Here is a 23910-nt window from a genome sequence, read left to right on the forward strand (position 1 = left end):
CGGGAGGCGCATGAAGCACATCATCATCCTCGGGGCCGGTCAGGTCGGCCAGTCGCTGGCCGAGGCGCTGAGCGCCGACGGGATCGACATCACCGTGGTCGACTATCGCTCCGAGATGCTGGCGGATCTGGAAGACCGCTACGACATAAAAACGGTACACGGCTTCGCTGCGCCCCCGTCGGTGCTGGAGGCGGCCGGGGCGCGGGACGCGTCCATGCTGATCGCGGTGACCAATTCCGACGAGACCAACATGGTCGCCTGCCAGGTGGCGTCCACGCTGTTCAATATCGAGACCAAGATCGCCCGGGTACGGGCGCGCGACTACCACGAGACCCCGGCGCTGTTCGCCCAGGACGCGATGCCGGTGGACATGCTGATCTCGCCCGAGGCGATCGTGACCAGCCACATCCAGCGGCTGATCGAGCACCCCGGCTCGCTGCAGGTGCTGGAATTCGCCGAGGGCCGCGTCTCGCTGGTCGGCGTGCGGGCCTACTACGGCGGGCCGCTGGTCGGCCACGAACTGAAGAACCTGCAAAGCGACATGCCCGGAATCCATACCCGGGTGGCGGCGATCTTCCGCAAGGACCGGCCGATTCAGCCGGATGGTTCCACGGTGATCGAGGCGGACGACGAGGTCTTCTTTGTCGCGGCGAAGAAGAACATCCGCGCGGTGACGTCCGAGCTGCGCAAGCTGGAGAAGCCCTACAAGCGCATCCTGATCGCGGGCGGCGGCAACATCGGCGAGCGGCTCGCCGAGACGCTCAGCAAGCGCTACCGGGTCAAGGTGATCGAGCGTGACTCCGAGCGCGCCGACCACCTGGCGCGGACGCTGCCCAGCAATGTGCTGGTGCTGCACGGGGACAGCTCGGATGACCGCTTCCTCGAGTCCATCAACGTCGAGCACAGCGATGTGTTCTGCGCGGTCACCAACGACGACCAGGCGAATATCTTTGCCGGGATGCTGGCCAAGCGCTGGGGCGTGCGCAAGGTGATGTCGCTGATCAATCGCCCCAGCTACGTGGACCTGCTGCAGAGCGGGACCATCGATGTCGCGATCTCGCCGCAGCAGGCGACCATCGGGGCGTTGCTGGCGCGGGTGCGCGAGGGTGGTACTGCCACCGTGCATACCCTGCGGCGCGGGGCGGCGGAGGCGATCGAGACGGTGGTCAACGGCGATGCGCGCACCTCGCAGGTGGTCGGGCGGCGGGTCGACGAGATCGACTTCCCCGAGGGTACGAGCCTGGGCGCGGTGGTCCGCGAGGAGGAGGTCATCATCCCGCACCGGGACACGGTCATCGAGGCCGGCGACCATGTGATCCTGTTCGTGACCGACCGGCGCAAGGTGAAGCAGGTCCAGCGCCTGTTCCAGCCTACGGCACTGTTCTTCTAGGCGGGAGGCGCAGATGCTTCATCTTGCCTCCACCGCCCGGTTGCTGGGTGTTCTGCTGACGCTGTTCAGTCTGGCGATGCTCCCGCCGGCGGCCATCGGCTTCCTGTACGGGGAGGCCACCGCGCTGGTGTTCCTGCAGGCCTTTGCCCTGCTCCTGCTGATTGGCGGGCTGCTGTGGGCCCCGCTGTACCGGATGCGTCGGGAACTGCAGGCGCGCGACGGCTTCATCCTGGTGGTGCTGTTCTGGCTGGGGCTGGGCATCGCCGGGGCGACGCCCCTGTTCCTCGATCCGAGTCTGCAGATCTCCTTTACCGATGCGGCCTTCGAGTCGATGTCCGGGCTGACCACCACCGGGGCCACGGTACTGACCGGGCTGGATGACCTGCCGCGGGCGCTCCTGTGGTATCGCCAGCAACTCCAGTGGATGGGGGGCATGGGCATCATCGTGCTGGCGGTGGCCATCCTGCCGCTGCTGGGCGTCGGCGGCATGCAGCTGTTCAAGGCCGAGACCCCGGGGCCGATCCGCGACAACAAGCTGACCCCGCGCATCGCCGAGACCGCGCGCAACCTCTGGTACATCTACCTGGGCCTGACCGTGGCCTGCGCGCTGGCCTACTGGGCCGCCGGCATGGATGCCTTCGACGCGGTGGCGCATTCGTTTACCACGGTCGCCATTGGCGGATTCTCGACCTATGACGCCAGCATCGGTCATTTCGATTCGGTGGCCATCGAGATCGTCGCCATTGCCTTCATGGTGCTGGCCGGGATGAACTTCGCCCTGCATTTCCTGGTACTGCATCGGGCGACCTGGAAGCCCTACCGGCGCGACGAGGAGCTGCGCGCCTATCTGCTGGTGCTGGGTTCCGCAACGGTGCTGGTGGTTGCCTTCATGCTCTGGAGCGGGTTTACCGATCAGCTCGGGGATGCGCTGCGGCGCGGGATCTTCCATGTCGTGTCCATCGCGACCACCACGGGCTATGCCACGGATGCCTTCTATCTGTGGCCCGGTTTCCTCCCGGTACTGCTGATCTTCCTGTCGTTCATCGGCGGCTGTACCGGCTCCACCGGCGGCGGCATGAAGGTGGTGCGCGTGCTGTTGCTGGCCAAGCAGGGCCTGCGCGAGATCAAGCGGCTGATCCATCCGCATGCGCGGATCACGGTCAAGGTGAACGGCAAGGAGGCACCGGACCGCGTCGTGCAGGCGGTGTGGGGCTTTCTCGCGGCCTACGTGATGGTATTCGTGGTGATGATGCTGGCGCTAATGGCGTCGGGGCTCGATCAGGTCACGTCGTTTTCCGCGGTCGCGGCCACGCTGAACAACCTCGGCCCCGGGCTGGGTGAGGTCGGGCCCAATTTCCAGTCAATCAACGATTTCAGCAAATGGGTTCTCGTGCTCGCCATGCTGATGGGGCGGCTGGAAATCTTTACCGTGCTGGTGCTTCTGTCGCCCGCCTTCTGGCGGCGTTAGCCTGAACGCATCGTTTGACCGGCGGCGCGGGAGGTGCCCCATGAGCGACATGATCGAACGTTTCCAGAACATGCTCGATGGCGGACAGGACTCCGCCATGTTGCGTTTCTCGCTGGGCAACGCCCTGGCGACCGACGGTCAGCTCGAGGCCGCCGTTCCGCACCTCGAGCGCGCATTGGAACTGGACGGCGGGTACTCCGCGGCGTGGAAACTGCTGGCGAAGACGCTGGTCCAGCTCGAGCGCCCCGAGGCGGCGCTGTCCACCTGCGAGCGCGGCATTCGCGTGGCCACGGAGAAGGGCGACCTGCAGGCGGTGAAGGAGATGGAGGTCTTCGCCAAGCGCGCCCGCAAGCAGCAGGCCGCCACGGACGGGCCGGGCGACGGCTCCGGGGGCGCATGAGCGCAGCCGACGACGATCGAAGCCGGAGCGAGGACGCCGGCGCCTACCAGGCCCCGCTGACCGCGGCCCACTTCGCCCCGCGCTACTGGGGCAGCTGGCTGCTGCTGGGCCTGGCGTGGGTGCTGCAGGAATTGCCGCGCCCGGCCGTGCGTGGCCTGGCCCGTGGCCTGGGCCGGCTGATCCGGCGCTTTGCCGGGCGCAGCCGCGCGGTGGCCGAACGCAACCTGGAGCTGTGCTTCCCGCAGCTGAGCCCCGCCGAACGCATGCAACGCCTGGAGGCCTATTACCGCTACCAGGCACAGACCGTGCTGGACTATGGCCTGTTGTGGTTCGGCAAGCCGGGGCAGCATGCCGCGCGTATCCGCATCGAGGGCCTGGAGCACTACGAGCGCCTGCGCTCGGCCGGCACCCCGGTGATCATCCTCGCGCCGCATTCACTGGCGCTGGACTACGGTGGCGTGCGCATGAGCCAGATGTTCGATGGCGTGTCCTTCGCCAAGCCGATGAAGAACCCGGTGCTGGAGTGGATCAACCACCGCAGCCGCACCCGCTACTCCGGCGACATCTTCGCCCGTGACCAGGGCCTGCGCCCGGCGATCCGCCAGCTCAAGCGCGGGCGCTTCTTCTATTACCTGCCGGACGAGGACCTGGGCGCCGAGGGCGCCGTCTTCGTCGACTTCTTCGGTGTGAAGAAGGCCACGCTGACCGCGCTGGCCCGTCTGACGCGCATGTCGAAGGCCGCGGTGCTCCCCAGCTTCGCCTGGTACGACCCCGCGGCGGATCAGTACGTGATGCGCCTGTGGCCGCCGCTGGAGGATTACCCCACGGGTGACGACGATGCGGATGCCCGGCAGATGAACGCAGCCGTGGAACGCGGCATCGAACAGGCCCCGGCGCAGTATCTGTGGTCCATGCGCCTGTTCCGCACCCGCCCCGAAGGCGAGCCGCGCCTGTATCCTGACCGCAAGCGCTGATCAGCCCACCGCCTTCATGCACCGTTGGGTGGTGTCAGGGAGTCGCAGCCGTCGGGCGCGGGCAAACACTTCTCAGACCGTCGATGTGTTCGTGTAGGTCCGGGCGGATGGTTGCCCACATGGGGTCGAGGATGAAATCGATGCCTTCCCGTCGTGCCAGTTTGGCGGCTGGAACGAAATCGGAGTCGCCCGAGACCAGGATGATCTGATTCACCTGTTGCTTGAACGACAGTGCAGCGATATCAATGCCCAACCGCATATCTACGCCCTTTTGGCGCAGGTCGAGGTGGAAATCGGCGTCGGTGATGTCCGTCCAGTCGCGTGCTCCCTGGCAGAGTGCATGCAGCGCTTTCTGCTTCAGGCGCCAGTGGACATGGCTGGTCGGCAGCTCCCCGAGTCGCAAAGCGACCTTTCGCTGGCTGCGAAGTGCGTCATGGAATGCCCGCCGCCATACGGCGACCTCGCTTCTGCCATAGTCGACAGGGCTCTTGCCTAAAGGGGTGTGTCCTTTCCAGCTCGAAGGGTGGGCGTCGTAGACAAATATGCGATAGAGGCGGGAAACCCGCGGCCCATTGCGTGGGGCGTTGAGATGATCAAGGGCGAGACCGTGAAGGGTTCTCGCGGTTTCTTCCGGGCCTTGCTTGCCGAAAATGCGTCGGCTTCGAACCAGAAAGAACCCGGCGTCGACCAGCACTGCAGTCACGGCAGGACTTGCGTGGCGCAGAAACAAAGAGCCCTCGGGGTCGGCCTTCCCTGAATCATTGAGAGAAGGCTTACTGCCGAGGGCGGATCTGTCTTTCATTCTAGGTACCTCCCTGTACCTTGACAAGTTTTCCGAATTTGGCCCAAGAGTGCCAATCATTCAAGGGGGCGGCCTCAGCGTTCCCGATTGCATGCGTTTGATCCGGATGCGGCTCAAGGAGATGGGGTGCCATGCCCGAGGGCGATACGATCCACAAGCTGGCGGCGGCGCTGCGGCCCATGCTCGAGGGGGTGGCGCTTGGCCGGGTCGCCACCCGAGCGCGCCGGGGGGATCCGTTACTGGAACATGGCGTGATGACCGCGGAGGCCGTGCAGGCCCGGGGCAAGCACCTGCTGCTGGACCTGGAGGCGGCGGACGGGCGGCGCTGGCAGTTGCGCAGCCATCTCGGGATGTACGGGACCTGGCACCAGTATGCGCCGGGCGCGGCGTGGCACAAGCCGGCGGCCGGGGCGTGGGCGGTGCTGGGCCTGCCGGATCGCGTGCTGGTCTGTTTCCACCCGCGTGAGCTGCAGTGGCGTCCGCGCGCGGACGGCGCACGGGACGTTCCCCGGCTGGATGCGCGGGTGGGCCCCGACCTGCTGGACCCGGCGATTGACCTGGATGCGGTTGTTGCCCGGGTACGCGATCGTGCCGATTCAGCCCGCCCGATCGTGGATGTGCTGCTGGATCAGTCCCTGGCGGCGGGGATCGGCAACATCTACAAGTCCGAGGTGCTGTTCCTGCAGGGGTGCCATCCACTGCGTCCTCTGGCACAGGTGCCGGAGGCCATGCTGCGCGGGTTGTACCGCGATGCCGAGCGCCTGCTGCGGCGCAATGTGAAGCCGGGGCCGCGGATTACCCGTGAGCGTGCGGAGGCGGGGGCGTTTCTGAACGTCTACGGTCGTCGGGGTGAGCCCTGTCACCAGTGCGGGGCACCGGTCGAATATGCCCGACTGGGCGAGCACCTGCGTGCGACCTACTGGTGTCCGGTCTGCCAGCCGGGGAACCCGTAGGCCCCCGCGGCATCCCAAAAGGATATGAATGATGCACGGCTCCTGGCCGTGCCGCCCAAGTCTCCAGCGGTATCCCGCCCCGCAGGCATCGCATTTTCCAAGGAGGTGAACCATGCAGACGCGCACGATGAAGACGAGCCGCCTCACCCTGGCGCCCGTGTTGGCCGGTCTGGTGATGGCCTGTACCGGATCCTCCGGGGTCTCGGCCGAGGGGCTGGGGGCCGGGGAGCATGGCCTGCAAGCCAGTGTGCTGCACGAGGGACTTAATCACCCCTGGGCCATTGCGTTTTTGCCGGAGGGCGGGGCGCTGATCAGCGAGCGCCCGGGCACCCTGCGCTGGTTCGAGGACGCCGGGTCCTTCGACGGCCGGGGCGAGTTGGTATCCGGTGTTCCGGGCGACCTGCAGGCGCGCAACCAGGGCGGCCTGCTGGACCTCGCGCTGCATCCCGACTTCGCCGAGAACCGCTGGCTGTACTTCACCTATTCCGCAGCCGTGGATGGCGGGCTCACCACACGCCTGGCGCGCGCACGTTTCCAGGGCGGTGAGCTTCAGGATGTGGAGACGCTGTTCACCGCCGAGCCGGGCGTCTCCGGGGGGCGCCACTTCGGCAGCCGCATCGTGTTCGATGACGCGGGCTACGTGTATATCAGCGTGGGGGATCGCGGCCAGCGCGATCATGCCCAGGACACCTCGACCCATATCGGCAGCATCATCCGGCTGCATGACGACGGGCGCGTCCCGGACGACAATCCGCTGGTGGATGATGCCGATGCCCGCCCCGAGATCTGGGCCTGGGGGGTGCGCAACCCGCAGGGCATGGTGATGGACCCCGAGACCGGCACCTTCTGGCAGAACGAGCACGGCCCGCGCGGGGGCGACGAGGTGAACATCATCGAGCCCGGCCTGAACTACGGCTGGCCGGTCATTACCCACGGCCGGGAGTATGCCGGCGGGCAGGTCGGCGAAGGCCTGACCGAGAAGGAGGGGATGGAGTCGCCCCTGCACCACTGGACGCCCTCCATCGCTCCCTCGGGCATGGCCATCCTGCGCGATCCCGCCTTTGCCGACTGGGATGGCGACCTGCTCGTGGGCGGCCTGGCGCATCAGACCCTTCGCCGGCTGACCTTCGAGGGGCGCGAGCTGGTCAACGAGCGCGAGGTGCTGCCAGATCTCGACCGCCGCGTGCGGGACGTGCGCGTCCATGACGGGGCCATTTATATCCTGACCGACCACAATCCGGGGGAGCTGATCCGGCTCGCCCCGGCCGACTGACGGAGCCACCGATGTTCGCCTTTTCCGAGCCGCGCATGCCGACCCCCGAACAGGCCCTGCCCGGGCGCGAAGAGCCGATGCCGGTCCCCGAGCGCCACATGGTCCTGGGGACGCCGCTGGCCCCGCCGTACCCCGAGGGCATGCAGGTGATCCATTTCGGCATGGGCTGTTTCTGGGGTGCCGAGCGGTTGTTCTGGCAGCAGGAGGGCGTGTACTCCACCAGCGTGGGCTACGGCGGGGGCTATACCCCGAACCCGACCTATCGCGAGGTCTGCAGCGGCCAGACCGGGCACACCGAACTGGTGCGGGTGGTGTTCGACCCGCGGAAGGTTTCGCTGGACGCCCTGTTCCGTACCTTCTGGGAGGGGCACGACCCGACCCAGGGTATGCGCCAGGGCAACGATGTCGGCACCCAGTACCGCTCGGCAATCTACACCACCGACCCTGAGCAGACCGCGGCTGCCGAAGCCAGCCGCGAGCGTTTCCACTTCGCGCTGGACGCCGCCGGGCGCGGGGCGATCACCACCGAGATCGCCGAGGGCCCGGCGTACTACTTCGCCGAGGACTACCACCAGCAGTACCTCGCCAAGGTCCCGAACGGCTACTGCGGCCTTGGCGGCCTGGCCGTGCCCTATCCCACCTGAGCCCACTTCGAAGGACGGGTTTCACCACGAAGCGCACGAAGGCACGAAGAAAGGCCAGGTCAAAAGCGATTCACAGGAAGGTTTTAAGACCGGAAGAAGGCTGATGCGACGGCCTCCAGCAGCACGTTGATATGGTGCCTTGAGCGACCGTCACGCACTCGACCCTTCACCTGCAAACCTTCTCTTCTTCCAGACTTCCTGTGAATCGCCTTTCTTCGTGCCTTCGTGGTGAATCAGTCTTTTAGCCGTTTTGGGTGGCGGCTTGGACGAGGGCGCGGAACAGGAGCTGGTGGCGGCGTTTCTGTGGGAGGTATTCGGGGTGCCACTGCACGCCGATGCACCAGTCGTGTTCGGCCTCGATGGCCTGGACCACGCCGGTCGATTCGCGTCCGGCGATCTTGAGGTCCCGCCCCAGGTCATTGACGGCGTGGTTGTGGAGCGCGTTCACGTGGAGCGTCGTGTCGCCCAGGATGTTGGCCAGAAGGCTGCGCGGGTCCAGCTCCACCGGCTTGACCGGCAGCAGGCTGCGGGCCTGCGGGGTTTCCACGTAGAACTCGGCCAGGTCGCGATGCAGGGTGCCGCCACGTACCACGTTGACCAGTTGCATCCCGCGACAGATGCCGAGGATCGGGCGGTGCTCGTCCAGCGCGCGATGGATCAGGGCCTTCTCCAGCCGGTCGCGGTCGGTGTCCAGTACACCGCCGTGGGACTGGAACAACCGGCGCAGCAGCCACAGGGCCGGGTAGAAGAGATAGCCGATCAGGCGCTGCGACAGGCGGCGCTCCGCCTGCCGGATGGCGGCCGCATCCGGTCCCTCGGGGAGAGTCTCGCCGTAGAGCTCCGGATCCACATCCGCCCCGCCGCCCACCACCAGACCATCGAAGCGCCGGTGACCGCGCGGCTTGCCCGGGCGCAGCCGCAGCGGTTGGCCGCCGGCGCGCCACACCGCGAGCGCTGTAAACAGCCAGGCGGGCCCGCCGCCCTGGTCGGGTCCGGTAATGGCGATCACCGGGCGGCGTGGACGCGGCGCCACGGTATCGGTGGTCGTGCGGTCGGGCTCAGAACCAGTCACGGAGGCGCTGGCTCCAGTCGTCGGCCCAGCGGCCGAGGGCCTGGCCTGGGCGTTCCAGATATTCCCGCGACAGGCGTTCCAGGCGTTCCGGATCCGCCGCCAGGCGCTCGACCTCGACCCAGCCGTTGAACGGCCGCGCGAGGCTCCAGTCCGGGTCGTCGATCTCGCAGTTGGGCAGGCGGTAGTGGAAGGCCGGCCGCGGCTTGATCAGCTCGTGTTCCACAGGGGCCGCGTCGATCCTATCGGAGTCCAGATGGGCGAACAGCGGCAACAGATCCAGCGGGCGGTTGCGGGTCGGGTTATGCGCCAGGTAGGCGTCGATCAGGCCGGCCCGGTCGGGACGAAAGTCCGGGTCCAGCACGTAGCGTACAAACGGGCCGGGGAAAGACCGAATGTAGGGCGACAGGCGCCGCGCCAGGTCGATGGCGCCCGCCGCTGTGAGCACTTCCACCATCAGCAGGAAGCTGCGCAGGATTGCCAGCAGCCACTCGGCATCGGTGCGGTGCACCTCGATATTGATCTGCAGACCGAAGGCATAGAGAAACGAGCGTTCGGTACCCAGTGCGCCGGCCTGCTGCAGGGCGGCGCGCACCCGGTCCAGGCGGGGAAGGTCAGCCGTCGCGATCGGCGGCGCCACGATCTCGTGCGGTACCAGGCGGCCCGCGGCGTCCGCGAGCCAGCGTTCCAGCGCGGCCTCGTCGGAGTCGTCCAGCTCGATGCCCAGGCGCGCGAGGTGTTCGCGGTAGCCGCGGTCCTTCAGTACCCGGGCGTCCAGCTCCAGTTGGAAGTCGCCGACGTCCGTGTCGCGCACATGGAAGACGAAGGCGCTGTCCGACTCGATATGCCCCCCGAACTCGTCTTTCACGGTCTCGGCCATCGTCTCCAGCGACACCCCGGCCATCTCGATCTCCACGCCGATGCGCCGGGGTGCGCCCTCCGGATTGGCGGGCCAGGGGAGTTCGTGAAAGGGCTCGCTCATGCGTGTCTCGGAGTAATCGGGAGTCACCATGATAGCGGCTCGGTGTACCTCATGCGGCCCGGGCAGTAGGATAGGCGCCGACCTACAGGAGCCCGCCGAACCCATGGATCGAATCTATCTGCGCGACCTCGAGATTGATGCCGTTGTTGGCGTCTACGACTGGGAACAGCGCATCCAGCGCCGCCTGCGATTCGATATCGAACTGGCGGCCGATACCCGCATCGCCGCCTACTCCGGCGAGATCGGCGACACCGTCGACTACGAGGCGGTGGCCAACGCCGTGCGTGCCATCGTCACGCGCGAGCCGCATGCCTTGCTGGAATCCCTGGCCGAGGAGATCGCCGAGGCCCTGATGGCCCAGTTCGGCACGCCCTGGCTGCGCATCAAGCTCGGCAAGCCCGGCGCCGTGCCCGGCGTGCGCGAGGTCGGCATCGAGATCGAACGCGGTAGCCTTTCCTCGTAAACCCGCGCCGGCGACGGGGCGCTGCCCCGGTCGGCGCCACCCCCCTGCCGTGCTGTGTCATCGCGGGTCGCGAGGCGACGTGGCGATCTGCAGGGCAGGGAGGTGTTCGCCGTACGTCCCGCATGGCCGCGTGTGCGTTGGTCGCGCCTGTCCCCGCCTCGATTTGCCTCTCCAACCCCGCCACTCGCCGAAGGACTGAACCTTCCGGAATCCCGTACATGGTTCACAGTCCTCGGTCTCCGCACGTTTTTGGTGCGTGTGCACTTTTAGTGCGCACCAAATAAAGGCAAAAGCCCGTGGTTGGGCCGCAACAGGTGTTGCGAAAAGCCGATTTTGCTCCCTTTTGGTACTTGGCACAGCCCGTGCAAGGACCGGGTGTCGACTACGCGACACTCGATTGACCAATCTGGGAGATGACCAACATGAAGAAGTTCACCCGTTCCGCGCTGGCCGCTGCTGTCCTCACCGTAGGCTCCACCGGTGGCGTCGCCTTTACCTCCACCGCCGCCGCGGAGCTGTCCGTGAACATCGGCGCGGTGTCCAATTACTACTTCCGTGGTTTTTCCGAAACCGACGACGGTGCTGCCGTTCAGGGTGGTATCGATTACGAGCATGCCTCTGGTTTCTACGTGGGAACCTGGGTATCGAATGTTGACTTTGGCGTCGACGAGGGGAATGAAGATCAAACAAGCTACGAAATGGATCTTTATCTTGGATTTGCCGACGCGTTCGACAATGGGTTCGGCTACGACGTCGGTTACATCTATTACGCCTATCCGGATGCCCGAGACGATACCGGTTCCCTGAGTGCCGACTTCGGCGAGATCTATGGTGAGGTCAGCTTCGATACGGGCGTTGTGGGACTGTACGGCGGTATGGCCTACGTCGTTCACGACAGCGATGACTCGGCCCTGGAAGACGACGACATGTACTTCTACGCCGGCCTGGATGTCCCGTTCATGGACGTCTACAGCGCCGGCTTCCTGGTAGGTCGCACCAGCTTCGACGATTCCAACGCCGAAAACTACACCCACTACACCGCCAGCCTGACCCGTGATGCGGGCGACTGGGGCGAGTTCAGCTTCAATCTCGAGTATGTCGACGAGACCGACGAAGACCTGGGCGCCTGGGTGGGCTGGTCCAAGACCTTCTGATTCCGCATTACCGCCTAAAGCAACAGCGGGTCCGCCAGATGGCGGGCCCGACTACAGGAGTCTGACATGAAGATGATTACCGCCGTAATCAAGCCGTTCAAGCTTGATGATGTTCGCGAGGCGATCTCGGAGATCGGCGTACAAGGGATGACCATGACCGAAGTAAAGGGTTTTGGTCGCCAGCGCGGTCATACCGAGCTCTATCGCGGTGCCGAGTACGTGGTCGATTTTCTGCCCAAGGTGAAACTGGAAGTGGCTGTCGACGAGAACCTGGTCGATCAGGTGGTCGAGGCCATTTCCAAGTCTGCCAGCACGGGCAAGATCGGCGACGGCAAGATCTTTATCACACCGGTGGAGCAGGTCGTGCGTATTCGCACGGGCGAGACCGGCCCGGAAGCCCTTTAAGGCCTCCGTCTTCCATCGAATGAGGAATTTCAATCATGGAAATTGAACAGCAAGTTGTCGAACTCGCCTACGCAATGGACACCTTTTACTTTCTGGTGGCCGGCGCGCTGGTGATGTGGATGGCCGCGGGCTTTACGATGCTCGAGGCTGGTATGGTGCGCACCAAGAGTGTGGCCGAAATTGCAACGAAGAATATCGCCCTGTATTCGATCGCCAGCATTATGTACATGCTGATCGGTTACAACATCATGTACAGCGACGGCCTGAGCTCTATCATCCCGGGCCTGGGCTTCCTGATCTCGGGCGACAACGCGGTCGCGGACGTACTGGGTAGTGGTGGCGACATCTACTACTCTGATCGTGCCGACTTCTTCTTCCAGGTCGTGTTCGTGGCCACCGCGATGTCCATCGTCTCGGGTGCCGTGGCCGAGCGCATGAAGCTGTGGGCCTTCCTCGCCTTCGCGGTCGTCCTGACCGGCTTCATCTACCCGATCCAGGGCTTCTGGAGCTGGGGTGGCGGGATCCTCGACCAGATCGGCTATCTGGACTACGCCGGTTCCGGCATCGTCCACTTCACGGGTGCCGCTGCCGCGCTGGCCGGTGTGCTGCTCCTCGGGGCGCGCAAGGGCAAGTACGGCAAGGATGGCCAGATCAACGCGATCCCGGGCTCCAGCATGCCGCTGGCCACCCTGGGTGTGCTGATCCTGTGGCTGGGCTGGTTCGGCTTTAACGGTGGTTCCGAGCTGAAGGTCTCCGACATCGAGTCCGCTAACGCCGTGGCCGCCGTGTTCGCCAACACCAACTTGGCCGCGGCCGGGGGTGTGGTCGCCGCTCTGATCACGACCCGTCTGGTGTTCGGCAAGGCGGACCTGACCATGGCGCTGAACGGCGCGGTCGCGGGCCTGGTGTCCATCACCGCCGAGCCGCTGATGCCCAGCCCGTTCCTGGCGATGATCATCGGTGCCATCGGTGGCGTGATCGTGGTCTTCTCGATCGTCGCGCTGGACAAGCTGAAGATCGACGACCCGGTCGGCGCGATCTCCGCGCACGGTACCGCCGGTATCTGGGGTGTGATGGCGGTCCTGCTGTCCAACCCGGACGCGACCTTCTTCGGCCAGATCGTGGGCCTGCTTGCCATCTTCGCCTTCGTCTTCGTGGCCAGCCTGATCGTCTGGGCCATCCTCAAGGCGGTGATGGGTATCCGCCTGAGCGAAGAGGACGAGGATGTGGGCGCCGACATCGCCGAGTGCGGTCTCGAGGCCTACCCGGAGTTCACCGGGAAGCAATAAACCCTCGTTAACCTGAACCGGGGTCGGGCCACAGGCCCGGCCCCAACATCGTCTCCTCCGACGCCGACAAGACAGTCTCCCAGGACTTGGATGTTGGCCTTTGGGCGCCCCTCCCCGGGCGCCCTTTTTTGTTTCCCGAGCTGTGGGAGCGGGCTCGCCCGCGAAGCCCCTGCCTGCGCCCGATAGTGCGATCGACATCCGCAGAGGCACCCCTCACGGCGGACCGTTCGTCTCGCAGCAAGCAGCGCCTGCCCGTCCGGCCATTCATCCCGCCGCCCCGGCTTCGGTTACGATCGCCATTTCGCCGCACCGGAACCCTGTCGCATGGATCGCCTGCTGGATGTTCGCCAACTGAAAACCGCCCATCTGGGCCCGCTGGATCTGGCGCTTCAGCCCGGGGAGCTGGTGCAGGTCACGGGCGCCTCCGGTTCCGGAAAATCCCTGCTGCTGCGGGCCCTGGCCGACCTTGACCCCAATACGGGGGAGGTGATGCTGAACGGGCAACCGCGGGACGCCATGGCGCCGGTCGACTGGCGCCGGCGCGTGGCGTACGTACCGGCGGAGACTGCCTGGTGGGGCGAGCGAGTGGACGAGCACCTGCCAGCAAATTTCGCCCGCCCGGCGGCCCTGCACCTGCTGGAGCAGGTCGCCTTGCCCGAGGCCTCTCTAGGCTGGGAGGTCGAACGTCTCTCCAGCGGCGAGAAGCAGCGCCTGGGGCTGGTGCGCGCGCTGCTGAACCAGCCGCGCGTCCTGTTGCTGGACGAGCCCACCGCCAATCTGGATCTGGAAAACACCAAACGCATCGAACGCGCGGTACGGGGGTATCTCGCCGAGGAAGACGCGGCAGCGCTTTGGGTCAGTCACGACACCCTGCAGCGTCAGCGCCTGGGCGGCCGCATCCTGACCATCGCCAACGGCAAGCTGGAGGTGACCGCGTGGAACTGATCTCGCTTTCCGCGCTGGATTTGTCGCTGGCGGCGTTGCTGGTCGTCGCGCTGGCAGGGCTGACCGTCTGGGCACGTATGGGGCTGGGGCGCAGCCTGCTGATCGCCGGGGCGCGCACCGTGATCCAGCTGCTGCTGGTCGGGCTGATCCTGCAGACGCTGTTCGACCATGCGCAGCTCGGTTGGGTGGCCTTGATGGCGGTGATCATGCTCGCTGTGGCCGGCTACGAGGTGATGGCGCGCCAGCAGCGCCGCTTCGCCGGGCTGTGGGGCTACGGCATTGGTGCCGTGACCATGTTCATCTCGGCGTTCGCGGTCACCGTGCTGGCGCTGACCACCATGGTCGGCCCGACCCCCTGGTGGGAGCCGCAGTACGCGATCCCGCTGCTGGGCATGCTGCTCGGCAACACCATGACCGGCATTGCGCTGGGGCTGGACCGCCTGACGCAGACGGTCTGGCGCGAGCGCCGCACCATTGAGGGCCGGCTGGCGATGGGGGCCTCCTGGAGCGAGGCGGTCACGACCATGCGCCGCGAGGCCGCGCGCTCCGGCCTGATGCCGACCATCAACGCCATGGCCGCCGCCGGCATCGTCAGCCTGCCGGGCATGATGACCGGCCAGATCCTGGCCGGCGCCCCGCCGGTGGAGGCCGTGAAGTACCAGATCCTGATCATGTTCCTGATCACCGCCGGTACCGGCTTCGGCACCCTGGGTGCGGTCTGGTTCGCCTCCCGCCGCCTGTTCGACACCCGCGAACGCCTGCGCCTCGACCGCCTCAAGGCCGGCCGCCACACCTAGTCACGAGCTCAATGCAGCCTACGGCGTGTGTGGCGCCCGTCATCGCGAGGCGCGCAGCGCCGTGGCGATCTCCGTGGGTGGCCCCGTCGCTGGCGCGCGATCAGGCGAACAGCTTGCGACGGAAGAACTCCGGGGTGGCACCAGCGGCGCGGTGGATCGCGGCGTTGTAGTAGTGCGTGACAAATGGCAGCTCTTCGGCGGCCTCTTCGCGCAGGAAGGACACCGGGCAGTCCTTCGCGGCGATGGTGCAGGTCCACCAGCCGGAGGGGTAGGTGGCCTGCGGGAAGTGCAGGGTCAGGGCGTCGATGAAGTTCGCCGCGCGCAGGCTGTCGTGCATCGGGCGGATGATGCTGTCGGTGTGCAGCAGCGGCGATTCGCTTTGCTGCACCAGCAGGCCGTCCGCGCCCAGGGCCTTCACGCAGTCCTGGTAGAACGCGGTGGAGAACAGGCCCTCGGCCGGGCCGACCGGGTCGGTGGAGTCGACAATGATCACGTCGATGGAGCCGGGGGCGGCGTCCTTCAGGTACTGCACGCCGTCGTCGAACAGCAGTTCGGCGCGCGGGTCGTTGTTGGCGTCGCACAGCTCCGGGAAGTACTGCTCGGACAGGCGGGTGACGCGCTCGTCGATATCCACCTGCACGGCGCGCTCGACCTCGTCGTGCTTGAGGACCTCGCGCAGGGTGCCGCAGTCGCCGCCGCCGATGATCACCACGTTCTTCGGGGCGCTGTGCGAGTACAGCACCGGGTGCGACATCATCTCGTGGTAGATGAAGTTGTCGCGGCCGGTCAGCATCACGCAGTCGTCGATGACCATCAGGTTGCCGAAGGCCTCGGTCTCGTAGATCTCGATCTTCTGGTACGGGGTCTGTTCCTCGTGCAGCTTCTGCTTGATGCGCAGGGACAGCGCCATGTCTTCGTGCGGTTCGCTGAACCAGTTGTTGTCGAGTGCCATTAGGCGGCTCCCCTTGCCGGTGCGGTGGACGGTATGATGCGCCGCTATGATAGTGCCCTGTATCCTGCGGGCAACTCTGTTCTTCTCGTCATTGCGAGGAGCCGTAGGCGACGACGTAATCTCCTGAATGAGGGCAGTGCGCTTGGTTGCCCTGACCGCCCCTGGTGTTCGGGGGGATGATTAAGGCGATTGCCACGTCGCTTCGCTCCTCGCAATGACGGGACTTTCCTAGCTTTTGAAATCCGGGAACACCATGACCGTCACGCCCTGGAATCTGGACGAGGCCCGCGCCACCTACGGGATCGATCACTGGAACGGTGGCTTCTTCGAGGTGAACGCCGCGGGCAATGTGGCGATGCGCCGCGCGGACTGGCCGGATCACCCCGGCGTGGATCTGTACGAGCTGGCGGGCCGCCTGCGCGAGGAGCATGTGGGTCCGCCGGTGCTGGTGCGGTTCCAGGATGTGCTGGACGGGCGCGTACGCCGCCTGGCGCGGGCCTTCGATACCGCCGCGCGCGAGCTGGAGTACGAAGGCGCGTTCACCGCGATCTACCCGATCAAGGTCAACCAGCAGCGCAGCGTGGTGGACCAGATCCTGGCGGCCGGCGATCAGCCGGATGCCGAGGGGCTAACCCCGCGTGTGGGGCTGGAGGCCGGCAGCAAGCCGGAGCTGATGGCCGTGCTGGCGCAGTCGCGCCCGGGTGCGGCGATCATCTGCAACGGTTACAAGGACCGCGAATACGTGCGCCTGGCCCTGATCGGGAGGCAACTCGGGCACCGCGTGTACATCGTGATCGAGAAGCCCTCCGAGCTGGAGGAGGTGATCCGCCAGGCCGAGGCCATGCAGGTCGAGCCGCTACTGGGCCTGCGCGTGCGCCTGGCCTCGATCGGCAAGGGCAAGTGGCAGAACACCGGCGGCGAGAAGGCCAAGTTCGGCCTGTCCGCGGCGGATGTGCTGGGCATCCTCGAGCGCCTGCGCGGCCTTGGCTGGCTGGACCGGCTGCAACTGCTGCACTTCCACATGGGTTCGCAGATCGCGAACATCCGCGACATCCAGAATGGCATGGGCGAGGCGGCCAGCTATTTCGCCGCGCTGACCGAGGCCGGGGCGGCGCTGCGGGTGGTGGATGTCGGCGGTGGCCTGGGCATTGACTACGAGGGCTCGCGCTCGCGCAACGAGTGCTCCATCAACTATTCGGTAGAGGAGTACGCGCTGAACATCCTGCGCCCGCTCAAGCGCATCTGCGAGGAGCAGGGCCTGGCCATGCCCGAGGTCTTCAGCGAGTCCGGCCGTGCCCTGACCGCGCACCACGCGGTGCTGATCACCAACGTGATCGACTGCGAGCCGGCCCCGGGGGATGGCGACGTGCCGCCCGCAGAAGATGGCGAACTGCCGGAGATCGCCGCCATGCGCGCCTTGCTGGAGGGCGGCGAGCGCCCGGCCTCCGAGATCTACCACGATGCCGCCTATGGCCTGGCCGAGGTGCAGGCGCGCTTTGCCCGCGGGATGCTGTCGCTGGTCGACCGTGCCCGCGCCGAGGCGATCTACTTTGCCCTGTGCCAGCGCCTGCTGGCGCGGCCCGAGGCCCTGCCGGCGGAGGTGCACGCGGAGCTGATCGACAAGCTGGCGGACAAGGTGTTTTGCAACTTCTCGGTGTTCCAGTCGATCCCGGATACCTGGGCGATCAACCAGATCTTCCCGATCATGCCGCTGCATCGCCTGGACGAGCGGCCGACCCGGCGCGCGGTGCTGCAGGACCTGACCTGCGATTCCGACGGCCATATCGAGCACTACGTGGAGCGCGAGGGCACGCACACCACGCTTGCCCTGCACCCGTGGAACGACCGCGAGCCGTACTATCTCGGCATCTTCCTGGTCGGTGCCTACCAGGAGATCCTGGGGGATCTGCACAACCTGTTCGGGGACACCGACACTGTAAACGTGGAGCTGCTGCCGGAGGGTGGCTACCGACTGGTGGACCCGGAGCGTGGCGATACCGTCGACGAGCTGCTCTCCTATGTGCACTTTGCCCCGGATGACCTGCGCCGCACCTTCCGCGCCAAGATCGACGCCGCCGGCCTGCGTGGCGAGGCCGCGGGACGGCTGCTGGCCGAGCTGGAACAGGGCCTGACCGGCTACACCTATCTCGAGGACTGAACCCATGCAGTGCTACGTCTACCGCGCAACCCGTCGCGCCGACACCTATGTCTACTTCCCGGAGAAGGACGATTTCTCCGACCTGCCCGAAGGCGTGATGCGCGCCCTCGGCACCCTGGAGTTCGCACTGGAGTTCGATCTGACACCCGAGCGCACCCTGGCTCAGGAAGATCCACAAAAGGTCCTCGCTAACCTCGAGGAGCAGGGCTTCCATCTCCAGTTCCCGCCCCCGGAAGACGAGTCCAGGTCCTGACCCTCCGCGCGGCCATCCGCACATGGCGCCGCCAAACTCCCAGAACCAGCGCCCTCTCGGTCATCCCGGAAACCGCGCAGCGGTTATCCGGGATCTCATGCGGTGGGGGCTGCCCGGGCTTCGGGGGCTGTCCAGCCTCGGTCATCCCGGCTCTTCGCTGCGCTGCGGCCGGGATGACCGGGGCGGGGTGGCTGCAGGCGGGGTGCGTTGAGCCAGCAGCGGATGGTGGGCTTCAATCTGGCCTCCACGGCGCCCATGGTGATACATTGTTATAACTTCGGCCGGTTTGTGGGGAGGCCATGAAAACAACTTTGCGACAGATCGGAAACTCCCGCGGCGTTCTGTTACCTGCGACACTGTTGCGCCAATGCGGGATCCGCGACGAGATCGACCTGCGGCTCGAGGGTCACCGGATCGTGATCGAACCGATTACCGAGCCGCGCGCCGGCTGGTTCGACCACTACGACATCGATCAGGACGATGCACCCGAATGGTCCGACGCGCCCTGGGCCGAGGATGCCGAGGAGTGGGAATGGTAGGGCGTCGCGCACCGGTTCGCCGCGGAGACGTCTACTGGGTCAACCTGGACCCTACCGTTGGAACGGAGATCCGCAAGACCCGTCCTGCATTGATTGTCTCCCCCGACGACATGAACGCAGCCTTGCCACGGGTTCTGGTGGCCCCGATCACCAGCAAGGGGCAGCCCCTTGGATGCCGGCCGGAGGTCGAGCTCGCGGGCCGCCCGGCCCGTATTCTTCTGGACCAGATCCGCAGTGTGGACAAGCGGCGTCTGGGGTCCACGCTTGGCTCGATCGAACTCGCAAGCTGGCATCCGCAACTCCTGGAAATGTTCGTCTGACGTTTGTGAGCTGCCATCTGACCAGGCCCTGGGTCGTGCGCGTAGAACAGGACGTTGGTATAGACGAAGACCTTATCGCTCATGCAGCGCGTCCCGATCCGGGCGTTCGCCGCCGAAGTGGCAGCCCTTGTCCAGGGCGGCCAGGGCCGCGCGCTTGGAACGCTCATACCGTTCGGATCGTTCCACGATGTGCTCCAGTTCCTCCGTCAGCAGCCGGCAGACCGAAGTCGAACGACGGGCTGCGATGACCTTCAGTTCGGTCAGTACCTGCTTGTCGAGGGACAGGGTAATGTTCTGTTTCATGTTGAATCCTCATGGCTCACGTAAAAATGCGTAGCACGAAAACTACGTGCATTCAACGGAGGCCAGTTTGCTGTCAGCGATCAGGTCGGGGGGGTGCCGTACTGGCTTGGCCACAGGGCTCAGGTGGCCGGTAGTTCCGGGGCGGAATCGCTTTGGCTGGGGGCCGCGGGGAGGCGCGAGGGCGGAGCCTGCGCATAAAACGCGGGAGTCGCAGCGCGGTCACGCATAAGTCTGTATAGTGTCGGCCCTTTTGCCAGTATCCAGAGTTTGTATTCCATGACCGAGAAGCTTCGCAACATCGCCATCATCGCCCACGTTGATCATGGCAAGACCACGCTGGTCGACCAGCTCCTGCGCCAGTCCGGCACCCTCGACAAGCGTGGCGATCACGGCGAGCGGATCATGGACTCCAACGCCATCGAGAAGGAACGCGGGATCACCATCCTGGCCAAGAACACGGCCATCGAATGGCAGGACTACCGCATCAACATCGTGGACACCCCCGGACACGCCGACTTCGGTGGCGAGGTCGAGCGCGTGCTGTCGATGGTCGACTCGGTGCTGCTGCTGGTGGACGCGGTGGATGGCCCGATGCCGCAGACCCGCTTCGTGACGCAGAAGGCCTTCGCGATGGGCTTCAAGCCGATCGTCGTGGTCAACAAGGTCGACCGCCCCGGCGCGCGCCCCGACTGGGCCGTGGATCAGGTGTTCGATCTGTTCGACCGCCTTGGTGCCACCGACGAGCAGCTCGACTTCCCCATTGTGTTCGCCTCCGCGCTGAACGGCTTTGCCGGGCTGGACTCCAGTGTCACCGAGGGCGACATGACCTGCCTGCTGGAGACCATCGTCAAGCATGTCGCGCCGCCGAACGTGGACGCGGATGGCCCGTTCCAGATGCAGGTCTCCTCGCTGGACTACAACTCCTATCAGGGTCTGATCGGCATCGGCCGCGTGAAGCGTGGGCGCATCAAGCCGAACACCCCGGTCAAGGTGGTGGATCGTGAGGGTGGGGTGCGCAATGGGCGCATGCTGCAGATCATGGGCTTCCACGGCCTGGAGCGTGTGGAGGTCGAAGAGGCCCGCGCTGGCGACATCATCACCTTCACCGGGATGGACAAGCTGTTCATCTCCGACACCCTGTGCGATCCGAACCACGTGGAGGCGATGGAGCCGCTGACCGTCGACGAGCCGACCGTCAGCATGACCTTCCAGGTGAATACCTCGCCGTTCGCCGGGCGCGAGGGCAAGTACGTCACCTCGCGTGTGCTGCGCGACCGCCTGCAGGAAGAACTCAAGCACAACGTCGCCCTGCGCGTGGAAGAGGGCGAGGACCCGGACAAGTTCAAGGTCTCCGGCCGTGGCGAACTGCACCTGGGCATCCTGATCGAGAACATGCGTCGCGAGGGCTACGAGCTGGCCGTCGCGCGCCCCGAGGTGGTCATCAAGGAAGTCGACGGCGTGAAGCAGGAGCCGTACGAGTCGGTCACCGTGGACGTCGAGGAGCAGCACCAGGGCACGGTCATGGAGAAGCTCGGCGAGCGCCGAGGCGAGATGACCAACATGGTTCCGGACGGCAAGGGCCGCGTGCGCCTGGACTTCATCGTCCCGTCGCGCGGCCTGATCGGCTTCCAGACCGAGTTCATGACCGCCACTTCCGGTACCGGCATCCTGCACCATATCTTCGACCACTACGGCCCGTATCAGTCCGGGGCGGTGGCCTCGCGCCAGAATGGCGTGCTGATCGCCAACGCCGCCGGCAAGGCCCTGGGCTTTGCCCTGTTCAACCTGCAGGACCGTGGCAAGCTGTTCATCGGCCCCGGCGAGGAGGTCTACGAAGGCATGGTGATCGGCCTGCACTCGCGCGAGAACGACCTGGTCGTCAACGCGCTCAAGGCCAAGCAGCTGACCAACATTCGTGCTGCCGGGACCGACGAGAACATCCAGCTGACCCCGCCGATCCGCATGACGCTGGAGCAGGCCATCGAGTTCATCGACGACGACGAACTGGTCGAGGTGACCCCGGAAAACCTGCGTATCCGCAAGAAGTTCCTGCTGGAGCACGAACGCAAAAAGGCCTCCCGCGCCGCCGCAACCGCCTGAAGCTAGACCCAAGGCGGAACCAAAAAGCGCCCGGCCGGATCGCATCCGCGGGGCGCTTTTTTACGTCCTGCCCTCTGCCGCCATCCCGGAGCCCGCGCAACGGTTATCCGGGTTCCCCTGCGCCGGGGATTGCGCGGATCCCGGGGTATGTCCAGCGCCGGAGATCCCGGCTCATCGCTGCGCTGCAGCCGGGAGGACGGTGCGGCGTCTGGAAGCAGATGGGCGTCCCTTCCGTTGCCCGCCAGCTGTAGGAGGCGAGCCCTCTCGCCGATCAGGTGCGTCCAGCGCCCCATCGCCCAGAGGGCCGGGCTCCTGCGGGAGACGAGGGCTGCAGCGGCATGTGACCAGGAGGGCTGTTCGAGGAGACGGGTGTCCTCTTTCTTCCAGTTATCCGGGGTCTCCTCCGGCTGGATCGTGCTGCACGAGGTGATCTGGCCTCCGCTCTCATCCGGTGCTATGGTGTTTTGGTGTGCACGATTCAGCCCGTCTGGAGGGCTTCGATGAGCCGATTAACCATCACCCTGGACGACCAGCTGCATCAGGCCCTGAAAGAGGCGGCGGCGCGGCAGCAGCGTTCCATCGCCTCGATTATCGAGGAGAGCCTGGTCTATCGCGGGATTCGTACCCGTAGCGAAGCGCGGCAATTAGTGGCCTCGGCTCGGAAGCGCGCAGCGCTAAGCGAAGAAGATGCCATGGCTCTAGCGCTGGAGGAGACTCGTTCCGAGCGCGGCCGATGAAGCCGTGGACGCTGGTGGTTGACACCAACGTCGTGGTGGCGGGGCTTCTGTCCAGTGCGCCACGCTCGCCCGTGTGCCGTGTCCTGGACGGGATGCTGGCGGGACATTTCCCTTTCCTGACTTCGCCTGACCTGATATCCGAATATCGCAGGGTTCTCTTGCGGCCGTCGCTGGTTCGGCTGCATGGCCTTTCGGACTCGCATATCGATGATTTGGTGACCGAACTGGTCGCCAATGCGATCTGGCGTGAGCCGAGCCCCACATCGATTTCGGCTCCGGATGCCGGAGATGCTCACCTGTGGGATCTGCTGGCTTGCCACCCGCGCAGCATCTTGGTGACGGGCGACAAGCTGCTGGCCCAGCAGCCATTTGCGCCGGGTCGTGTCGTCACGCCCGAGGCGGGCCTTCAGCTGTTTGAAACGAGCTGATTAGGTGCGCGGGCGCGGTTGTCTGGGGCGCGAGCGGAGTTTGTTATTTTGGGTTCGTGATCTCGGATCCCCGGGCCACGCGATTCTAAACGGCGTCATCCTGGAAACAGTGGCGGGCCAGCCTCTCACTGAGTTTCAGGCAAAAGGCAAGGTTTGACCCCGAGGCTCCGTTACCTGAGTTTCAGGCAAAAGGCAAGGTTTGACCCCGAGGCTCCGTTACGACAGTCACGCCGGGAGCGCAGCCAGAAGGCTATGCATCGATTGATGCTCCGGCTGGCCCGCTGAGAGGGGATACACCCTCCGGAGCGGGCTACGTGCAGGGGTGCGCCGGTCGAGGGTCGAGAACACCAGCAGGAATGTAGACCGAAAATAAATCTGTCCCCGTTTCCTTGAGCCGGTTGGCTCTCGCACGCCAAGCGTTCGAGCTCTGTGTCCAACTCCGTGATCCGCTCACTCAGCGTCAGGATCGATCGGGCATCGGTGACCACATCCATATCGCCGAAGGCGATATCCGGGGCAAACTGTGCGGTCGGCTGCCATGCCTGGATCTTGGCGAGATAAGCGCGCCCAACACCCCGTATCCTTAACAGCGTCGAGGCGCGTACCCGTGGCAACGCCGTGAGGCGGTCTCGGCAGGTCAGGAATCGGAGGAACCACCGGTTGTCGATCGAACCCGTGATCGACAGCAAGCCCGGGCAAAGCGCCTGTAGATCGCAGTTCAGCCGCGTCAGACGCCCAGCCCGCTCCTGTACCAGCACCCGCCGCCGGCGCGTCAGATACTTCAGATGGCGGTGTGCCTTTGGGATCAGCGTCACCCGCTGTAGGGCATTGCGGGCCACCCCAGGTTGCTGATCCAGCGCGAATAGCTCGAGCATGCGGCGCGAGTCGATCGCGTCCGTCTTGGCAGGAGCCGGAAAGATCTCCTTATACCGTGCTAGCTTCAAGTTATTGACGTTGTACAGCGCCCAACCGCGGGCCAGGGTCTGGCTATCCAGCGGGCGTGCCCAGCCGTTGTAACCTTCCATCGCCACCTGGACCCTCTGGTCCGGCGACCGACGATGGCGTTCCACTCGTTCGAAGAACGCTGTAAATCCAGACGGTTCGTGATCGAT

Annotated in this window: 26 protein-coding genes; 20 read left to right on the top strand and 6 right to left on the bottom strand. The window is 65.6% G+C overall.

The features are described 5' to 3' along the window. The first annotated feature begins 10 nt into the window (after positions 1-10). From trkA to F614_RS0112570, 4 genes are read left to right on the top strand one after another with little or no spacing between them, the layout of a single operon-like run. Complete coding sequence (trkA, locus tag F614_RS0112555) at positions 11-1390, top strand: Trk system potassium transporter TrkA (RefSeq protein ID WP_019559000.1); 1380 nt, start codon at positions 11-13, stop codon at positions 1388-1390. Between the two features lie 13 nt (positions 1391-1403). Beyond that, positions 1404-2858 carry a TrkH family potassium uptake protein gene (locus F614_RS0112560; protein ID WP_018865483.1) on the top strand — a complete coding sequence of 485 codons (1455 nt, stop codon included), beginning with the start codon at positions 1404-1406 and terminating at the stop codon, positions 2856-2858. 40 nt (positions 2859-2898) lie between these two features. Further along, entirely contained in the window at positions 2899-3258 is a 360-nt protein-coding gene (locus tag F614_RS0112565; protein WP_018865484.1) for a tetratricopeptide repeat protein, read from the top strand. After that, positions 3255-4232, top strand: coding sequence for a lysophospholipid acyltransferase family protein (locus F614_RS0112570; RefSeq protein WP_018865485.1), 978 nt, complete (start codon positions 3255-3257; stop codon positions 4230-4232). The genes F614_RS0112565 and F614_RS0112570 overlap by 4 nt, the downstream gene beginning before the upstream one ends. Before the next feature lie 34 nt (positions 4233-4266). Here the strand turns inward: F614_RS0112570 and F614_RS0112575 are convergent, their stop codons facing one another. Then, a complete protein-coding gene (locus F614_RS0112575) occupies positions 4267-5034 on the bottom strand; it encodes an NYN domain-containing protein (protein ID WP_018865486.1) in 768 nt (255 codons plus the stop codon). A 131-nt stretch (positions 5035-5165) separates the two neighbouring features. Here F614_RS0112575 and F614_RS0112580 point away from each other — a divergent pair, with 131 nt between their 5' ends. The 3 genes from F614_RS0112580 (at position 5166) to msrA (ending at position 7904) form a co-directional block, all read left to right on the top strand. After that, entirely contained in the window at positions 5166-5987 is an 822-nt protein-coding gene (locus tag F614_RS0112580) for a DNA-formamidopyrimidine glycosylase family protein (protein WP_018865487.1), read from the top strand. 112 nt (positions 5988-6099) lie between these two features. Beyond that, complete coding sequence (locus F614_RS0112585; RefSeq protein ID WP_018865488.1) at positions 6100-7260, top strand: PQQ-dependent sugar dehydrogenase; 1161 nt, start codon at positions 6100-6102, stop codon at positions 7258-7260. 11 nt (positions 7261-7271) lie between these two features. Continuing rightward, entirely contained in the window at positions 7272-7904 is a 633-nt protein-coding gene (gene msrA / locus F614_RS0112590) for a peptide-methionine (S)-S-oxide reductase MsrA (protein WP_018865489.1), read from the top strand. A 241-nt stretch (positions 7905-8145) separates the two neighbouring features. On the opposite strand, the gene F614_RS0112595 is transcribed toward msrA, so the two are convergent. Together F614_RS0112595 and F614_RS0112600 are read right to left on the bottom strand one after the other, a co-directional pair. Further along, the gene (locus F614_RS0112595; protein ID WP_018865490.1) at positions 8146-8976 is read right to left on the bottom strand and encodes a gamma-glutamyl-gamma-aminobutyrate hydrolase family protein; all 831 of its coding nucleotides are present in this window, start codon (positions 8974-8976) and stop codon (positions 8146-8148) included. Continuing rightward, positions 8963-9985, bottom strand: a complete 1023-nt coding sequence (locus F614_RS0112600; RefSeq protein ID WP_018865491.1) for an amidoligase family protein — start codon at positions 9983-9985, stop codon at positions 8963-8965. The genes F614_RS0112595 and F614_RS0112600 overlap by 14 nt, the downstream gene beginning before the upstream one ends. A 73-nt stretch (positions 9986-10058) precedes the next feature. On the opposite strand from F614_RS0112600, the gene folB reads away from it, so the two are divergent. From folB to fetB, 6 genes are all read left to right on the top strand, one after another. Beyond that, positions 10059-10418 (top strand): dihydroneopterin aldolase, encoded by a 360-nt coding sequence (gene folB, locus F614_RS0112605; RefSeq protein ID WP_018865492.1) that lies wholly within the window; start codon positions 10059-10061, stop codon positions 10416-10418. A 422-nt stretch (positions 10419-10840) separates the two neighbouring features. After that, complete coding sequence (locus F614_RS0112610) at positions 10841-11572, top strand: TorF family putative porin (RefSeq protein ID WP_026279134.1); 732 nt, start codon at positions 10841-10843, stop codon at positions 11570-11572. A gap of 66 nt (positions 11573-11638) precedes the next feature. Beyond that, complete coding sequence (locus F614_RS0112615; RefSeq protein WP_012981610.1) at positions 11639-11977, top strand: P-II family nitrogen regulator; 339 nt, start codon at positions 11639-11641, stop codon at positions 11975-11977. A 35-nt stretch (positions 11978-12012) separates the two neighbouring features. Continuing rightward, entirely contained in the window at positions 12013-13266 is a 1254-nt protein-coding gene (locus tag F614_RS0112620) for an ammonium transporter (protein ID WP_018881473.1), read from the top strand. A 324-nt stretch (positions 13267-13590) separates the two neighbouring features. Then, the gene (locus F614_RS0112625) at positions 13591-14211 is read left to right on the top strand and encodes an ATP-binding cassette domain-containing protein (protein ID WP_018865495.1); all 621 of its coding nucleotides are present in this window, start codon (positions 13591-13593) and stop codon (positions 14209-14211) included. After that, complete coding sequence (fetB, locus tag F614_RS0112630) at positions 14202-15008, top strand: iron export ABC transporter permease subunit FetB (protein WP_018865496.1); 807 nt, start codon at positions 14202-14204, stop codon at positions 15006-15008. Before F614_RS0112625 ends, fetB begins: the two co-directional genes overlap by 10 nt. 100 nt (positions 15009-15108) lie before the next feature. Here the strand turns inward: fetB and speE are convergent, their stop codons facing one another. After that, on the bottom strand, positions 15109-15960 hold the full coding sequence (gene speE / locus F614_RS0112635) for a polyamine aminopropyltransferase (protein WP_019559001.1): 852 nt from the start codon (positions 15958-15960) through the stop codon (positions 15109-15111). A 253-nt stretch (positions 15961-16213) separates the two neighbouring features. Here speE and speA point away from each other — a divergent pair, with 253 nt between their 5' ends. From speA to F614_RS0112655, 4 genes are all read left to right on the top strand, one after another. Beyond that, complete coding sequence (speA, locus tag F614_RS0112640) at positions 16214-18118, top strand: biosynthetic arginine decarboxylase (RefSeq protein WP_019559002.1); 1905 nt, start codon at positions 16214-16216, stop codon at positions 18116-18118. A 4-nt stretch (positions 18119-18122) separates the two neighbouring features. Continuing rightward, a complete protein-coding gene (locus F614_RS0112645) occupies positions 18123-18371 on the top strand; it encodes a YcgL domain-containing protein (protein ID WP_019559003.1) in 249 nt (82 codons plus the stop codon). A gap of 311 nt (positions 18372-18682) precedes the next feature. Continuing rightward, the gene (locus F614_RS14035) at positions 18683-18910 is read left to right on the top strand and encodes an AbrB/MazE/SpoVT family DNA-binding domain-containing protein (RefSeq protein WP_231366537.1); all 228 of its coding nucleotides are present in this window, start codon (positions 18683-18685) and stop codon (positions 18908-18910) included. Further along, a complete protein-coding gene (locus F614_RS0112655) occupies positions 18904-19230 on the top strand; it encodes a type II toxin-antitoxin system PemK/MazF family toxin (protein ID WP_018865501.1) in 327 nt (108 codons plus the stop codon). Before F614_RS14035 ends, F614_RS0112655 begins: the two co-directional genes overlap by 7 nt. Positions 19231-19302: 72 nt before the next feature. On the opposite strand, the gene F614_RS0112660 is transcribed toward F614_RS0112655, so the two are convergent. Continuing rightward, entirely contained in the window at positions 19303-19533 is a 231-nt protein-coding gene (locus F614_RS0112660) for a hypothetical protein (protein ID WP_018865502.1), read from the bottom strand. Positions 19534-19809: 276 nt separating this feature from the next. Here F614_RS0112660 and typA point away from each other — a divergent pair, with 276 nt between their 5' ends. The 3 genes from typA to F614_RS0112675 all read left to right on the top strand — a co-directional run bounded on the left by typA (position 19810) and on the right by F614_RS0112675 (position 22798). After that, complete coding sequence (typA, locus tag F614_RS0112665; protein ID WP_019559004.1) at positions 19810-21633, top strand: translational GTPase TypA; 1824 nt, start codon at positions 19810-19812, stop codon at positions 21631-21633. Positions 21634-22133: 500 nt separating this feature from the next. After that, on the top strand, positions 22134-22370 hold the full coding sequence (locus F614_RS0112670) for a ribbon-helix-helix protein, CopG family (protein WP_018879659.1): 237 nt from the start codon (positions 22134-22136) through the stop codon (positions 22368-22370). Next, entirely contained in the window at positions 22367-22798 is a 432-nt protein-coding gene (locus F614_RS0112675; protein ID WP_019559005.1) for a putative toxin-antitoxin system toxin component, PIN family, read from the top strand. The genes F614_RS0112670 and F614_RS0112675 overlap by 4 nt, the downstream gene beginning before the upstream one ends. A 170-nt stretch (positions 22799-22968) precedes the next feature. Here the strand turns inward: F614_RS0112675 and F614_RS14040 are convergent. Continuing rightward, positions 22969-23910 (bottom strand): transposase (locus F614_RS14040; protein WP_019559006.1); only part of this gene is annotated, 942 nt, incomplete at its 5' end.

The sequence above is a fragment of the Thioalkalivibrio sp. ALE12 genome (assembly GCF_000381105.1).
In the GTDB taxonomy this organism is placed as follows: Bacteria; Pseudomonadota; Gammaproteobacteria; order Ectothiorhodospirales; family Ectothiorhodospiraceae; genus Thioalkalivibrio.

Bases quoted from the DNA above. Each gene is read 5' to 3' on its own strand.
- trkA (WP_019559000.1), top strand. From the start codon at position 11: ATGAAGCACATCATCATCCTCGGGGCCGGTCAGGTCGGCCAGTCGCTG.
- F614_RS0112560 (WP_018865483.1), top strand. From the start codon at position 1,404: ATGCTTCATCTTGCCTCCACCGCCCGGTTGCTGGGTGTTCTGCTGACG.
- F614_RS0112565 (WP_018865484.1), top strand. From the start codon at position 2,899: ATGAGCGACATGATCGAACGTTTCCAGAACATGCTCGATGGCGGACAG.
- F614_RS0112570 (WP_018865485.1), top strand. From the start codon at position 3,255: ATGAGCGCAGCCGACGACGATCGAAGCCGGAGCGAGGACGCCGGCGCC.
- F614_RS0112575 (WP_018865486.1), bottom strand. From the start codon at position 5,034: ATGAAAGACAGATCCGCCCTCGGCAGTAAGCCTTCTCTCAATGATTCA.
- F614_RS0112580 (WP_018865487.1), top strand. From the start codon at position 5,166: ATGCCCGAGGGCGATACGATCCACAAGCTGGCGGCGGCGCTGCGGCCC.
- F614_RS0112585 (WP_018865488.1), top strand. From the start codon at position 6,100: ATGCAGACGCGCACGATGAAGACGAGCCGCCTCACCCTGGCGCCCGTG.
- msrA (WP_018865489.1), top strand. From the start codon at position 7,272: ATGTTCGCCTTTTCCGAGCCGCGCATGCCGACCCCCGAACAGGCCCTG.
- F614_RS0112600 (WP_018865491.1), bottom strand. From the start codon at position 9,985: ATGGTGACTCCCGATTACTCCGAGACACGCATGAGCGAGCCCTTTCAC.
- folB (WP_018865492.1), top strand. From the start codon at position 10,059: ATGGATCGAATCTATCTGCGCGACCTCGAGATTGATGCCGTTGTTGGC.
- F614_RS0112610 (WP_026279134.1), top strand. From the start codon at position 10,841: ATGAAGAAGTTCACCCGTTCCGCGCTGGCCGCTGCTGTCCTCACCGTA.
- F614_RS0112615 (WP_012981610.1), top strand. From the start codon at position 11,639: ATGAAGATGATTACCGCCGTAATCAAGCCGTTCAAGCTTGATGATGTT.
- F614_RS0112620 (WP_018881473.1), top strand. From the start codon at position 12,013: ATGGAAATTGAACAGCAAGTTGTCGAACTCGCCTACGCAATGGACACC.
- F614_RS0112625 (WP_018865495.1), top strand. From the start codon at position 13,591: ATGGATCGCCTGCTGGATGTTCGCCAACTGAAAACCGCCCATCTGGGC.
- speE (WP_019559001.1), bottom strand. From the start codon at position 15,960: ATGGCACTCGACAACAACTGGTTCAGCGAACCGCACGAAGACATGGCG.
- speA (WP_019559002.1), top strand. From the start codon at position 16,214: ATGACCGTCACGCCCTGGAATCTGGACGAGGCCCGCGCCACCTACGGG.
- F614_RS0112645 (WP_019559003.1), top strand. From the start codon at position 18,123: ATGCAGTGCTACGTCTACCGCGCAACCCGTCGCGCCGACACCTATGTC.
- F614_RS0112655 (WP_018865501.1), top strand. From the start codon at position 18,904: ATGGTAGGGCGTCGCGCACCGGTTCGCCGCGGAGACGTCTACTGGGTC.
- F614_RS0112660 (WP_018865502.1), bottom strand. From the start codon at position 19,533: ATGAAACAGAACATTACCCTGTCCCTCGACAAGCAGGTACTGACCGAA.
- typA (WP_019559004.1), top strand. From the start codon at position 19,810: ATGACCGAGAAGCTTCGCAACATCGCCATCATCGCCCACGTTGATCAT.
- F614_RS0112670 (WP_018879659.1), top strand. From the start codon at position 22,134: ATGAGCCGATTAACCATCACCCTGGACGACCAGCTGCATCAGGCCCTG.
- F614_RS0112675 (WP_019559005.1), top strand. From the start codon at position 22,367: ATGAAGCCGTGGACGCTGGTGGTTGACACCAACGTCGTGGTGGCGGGG.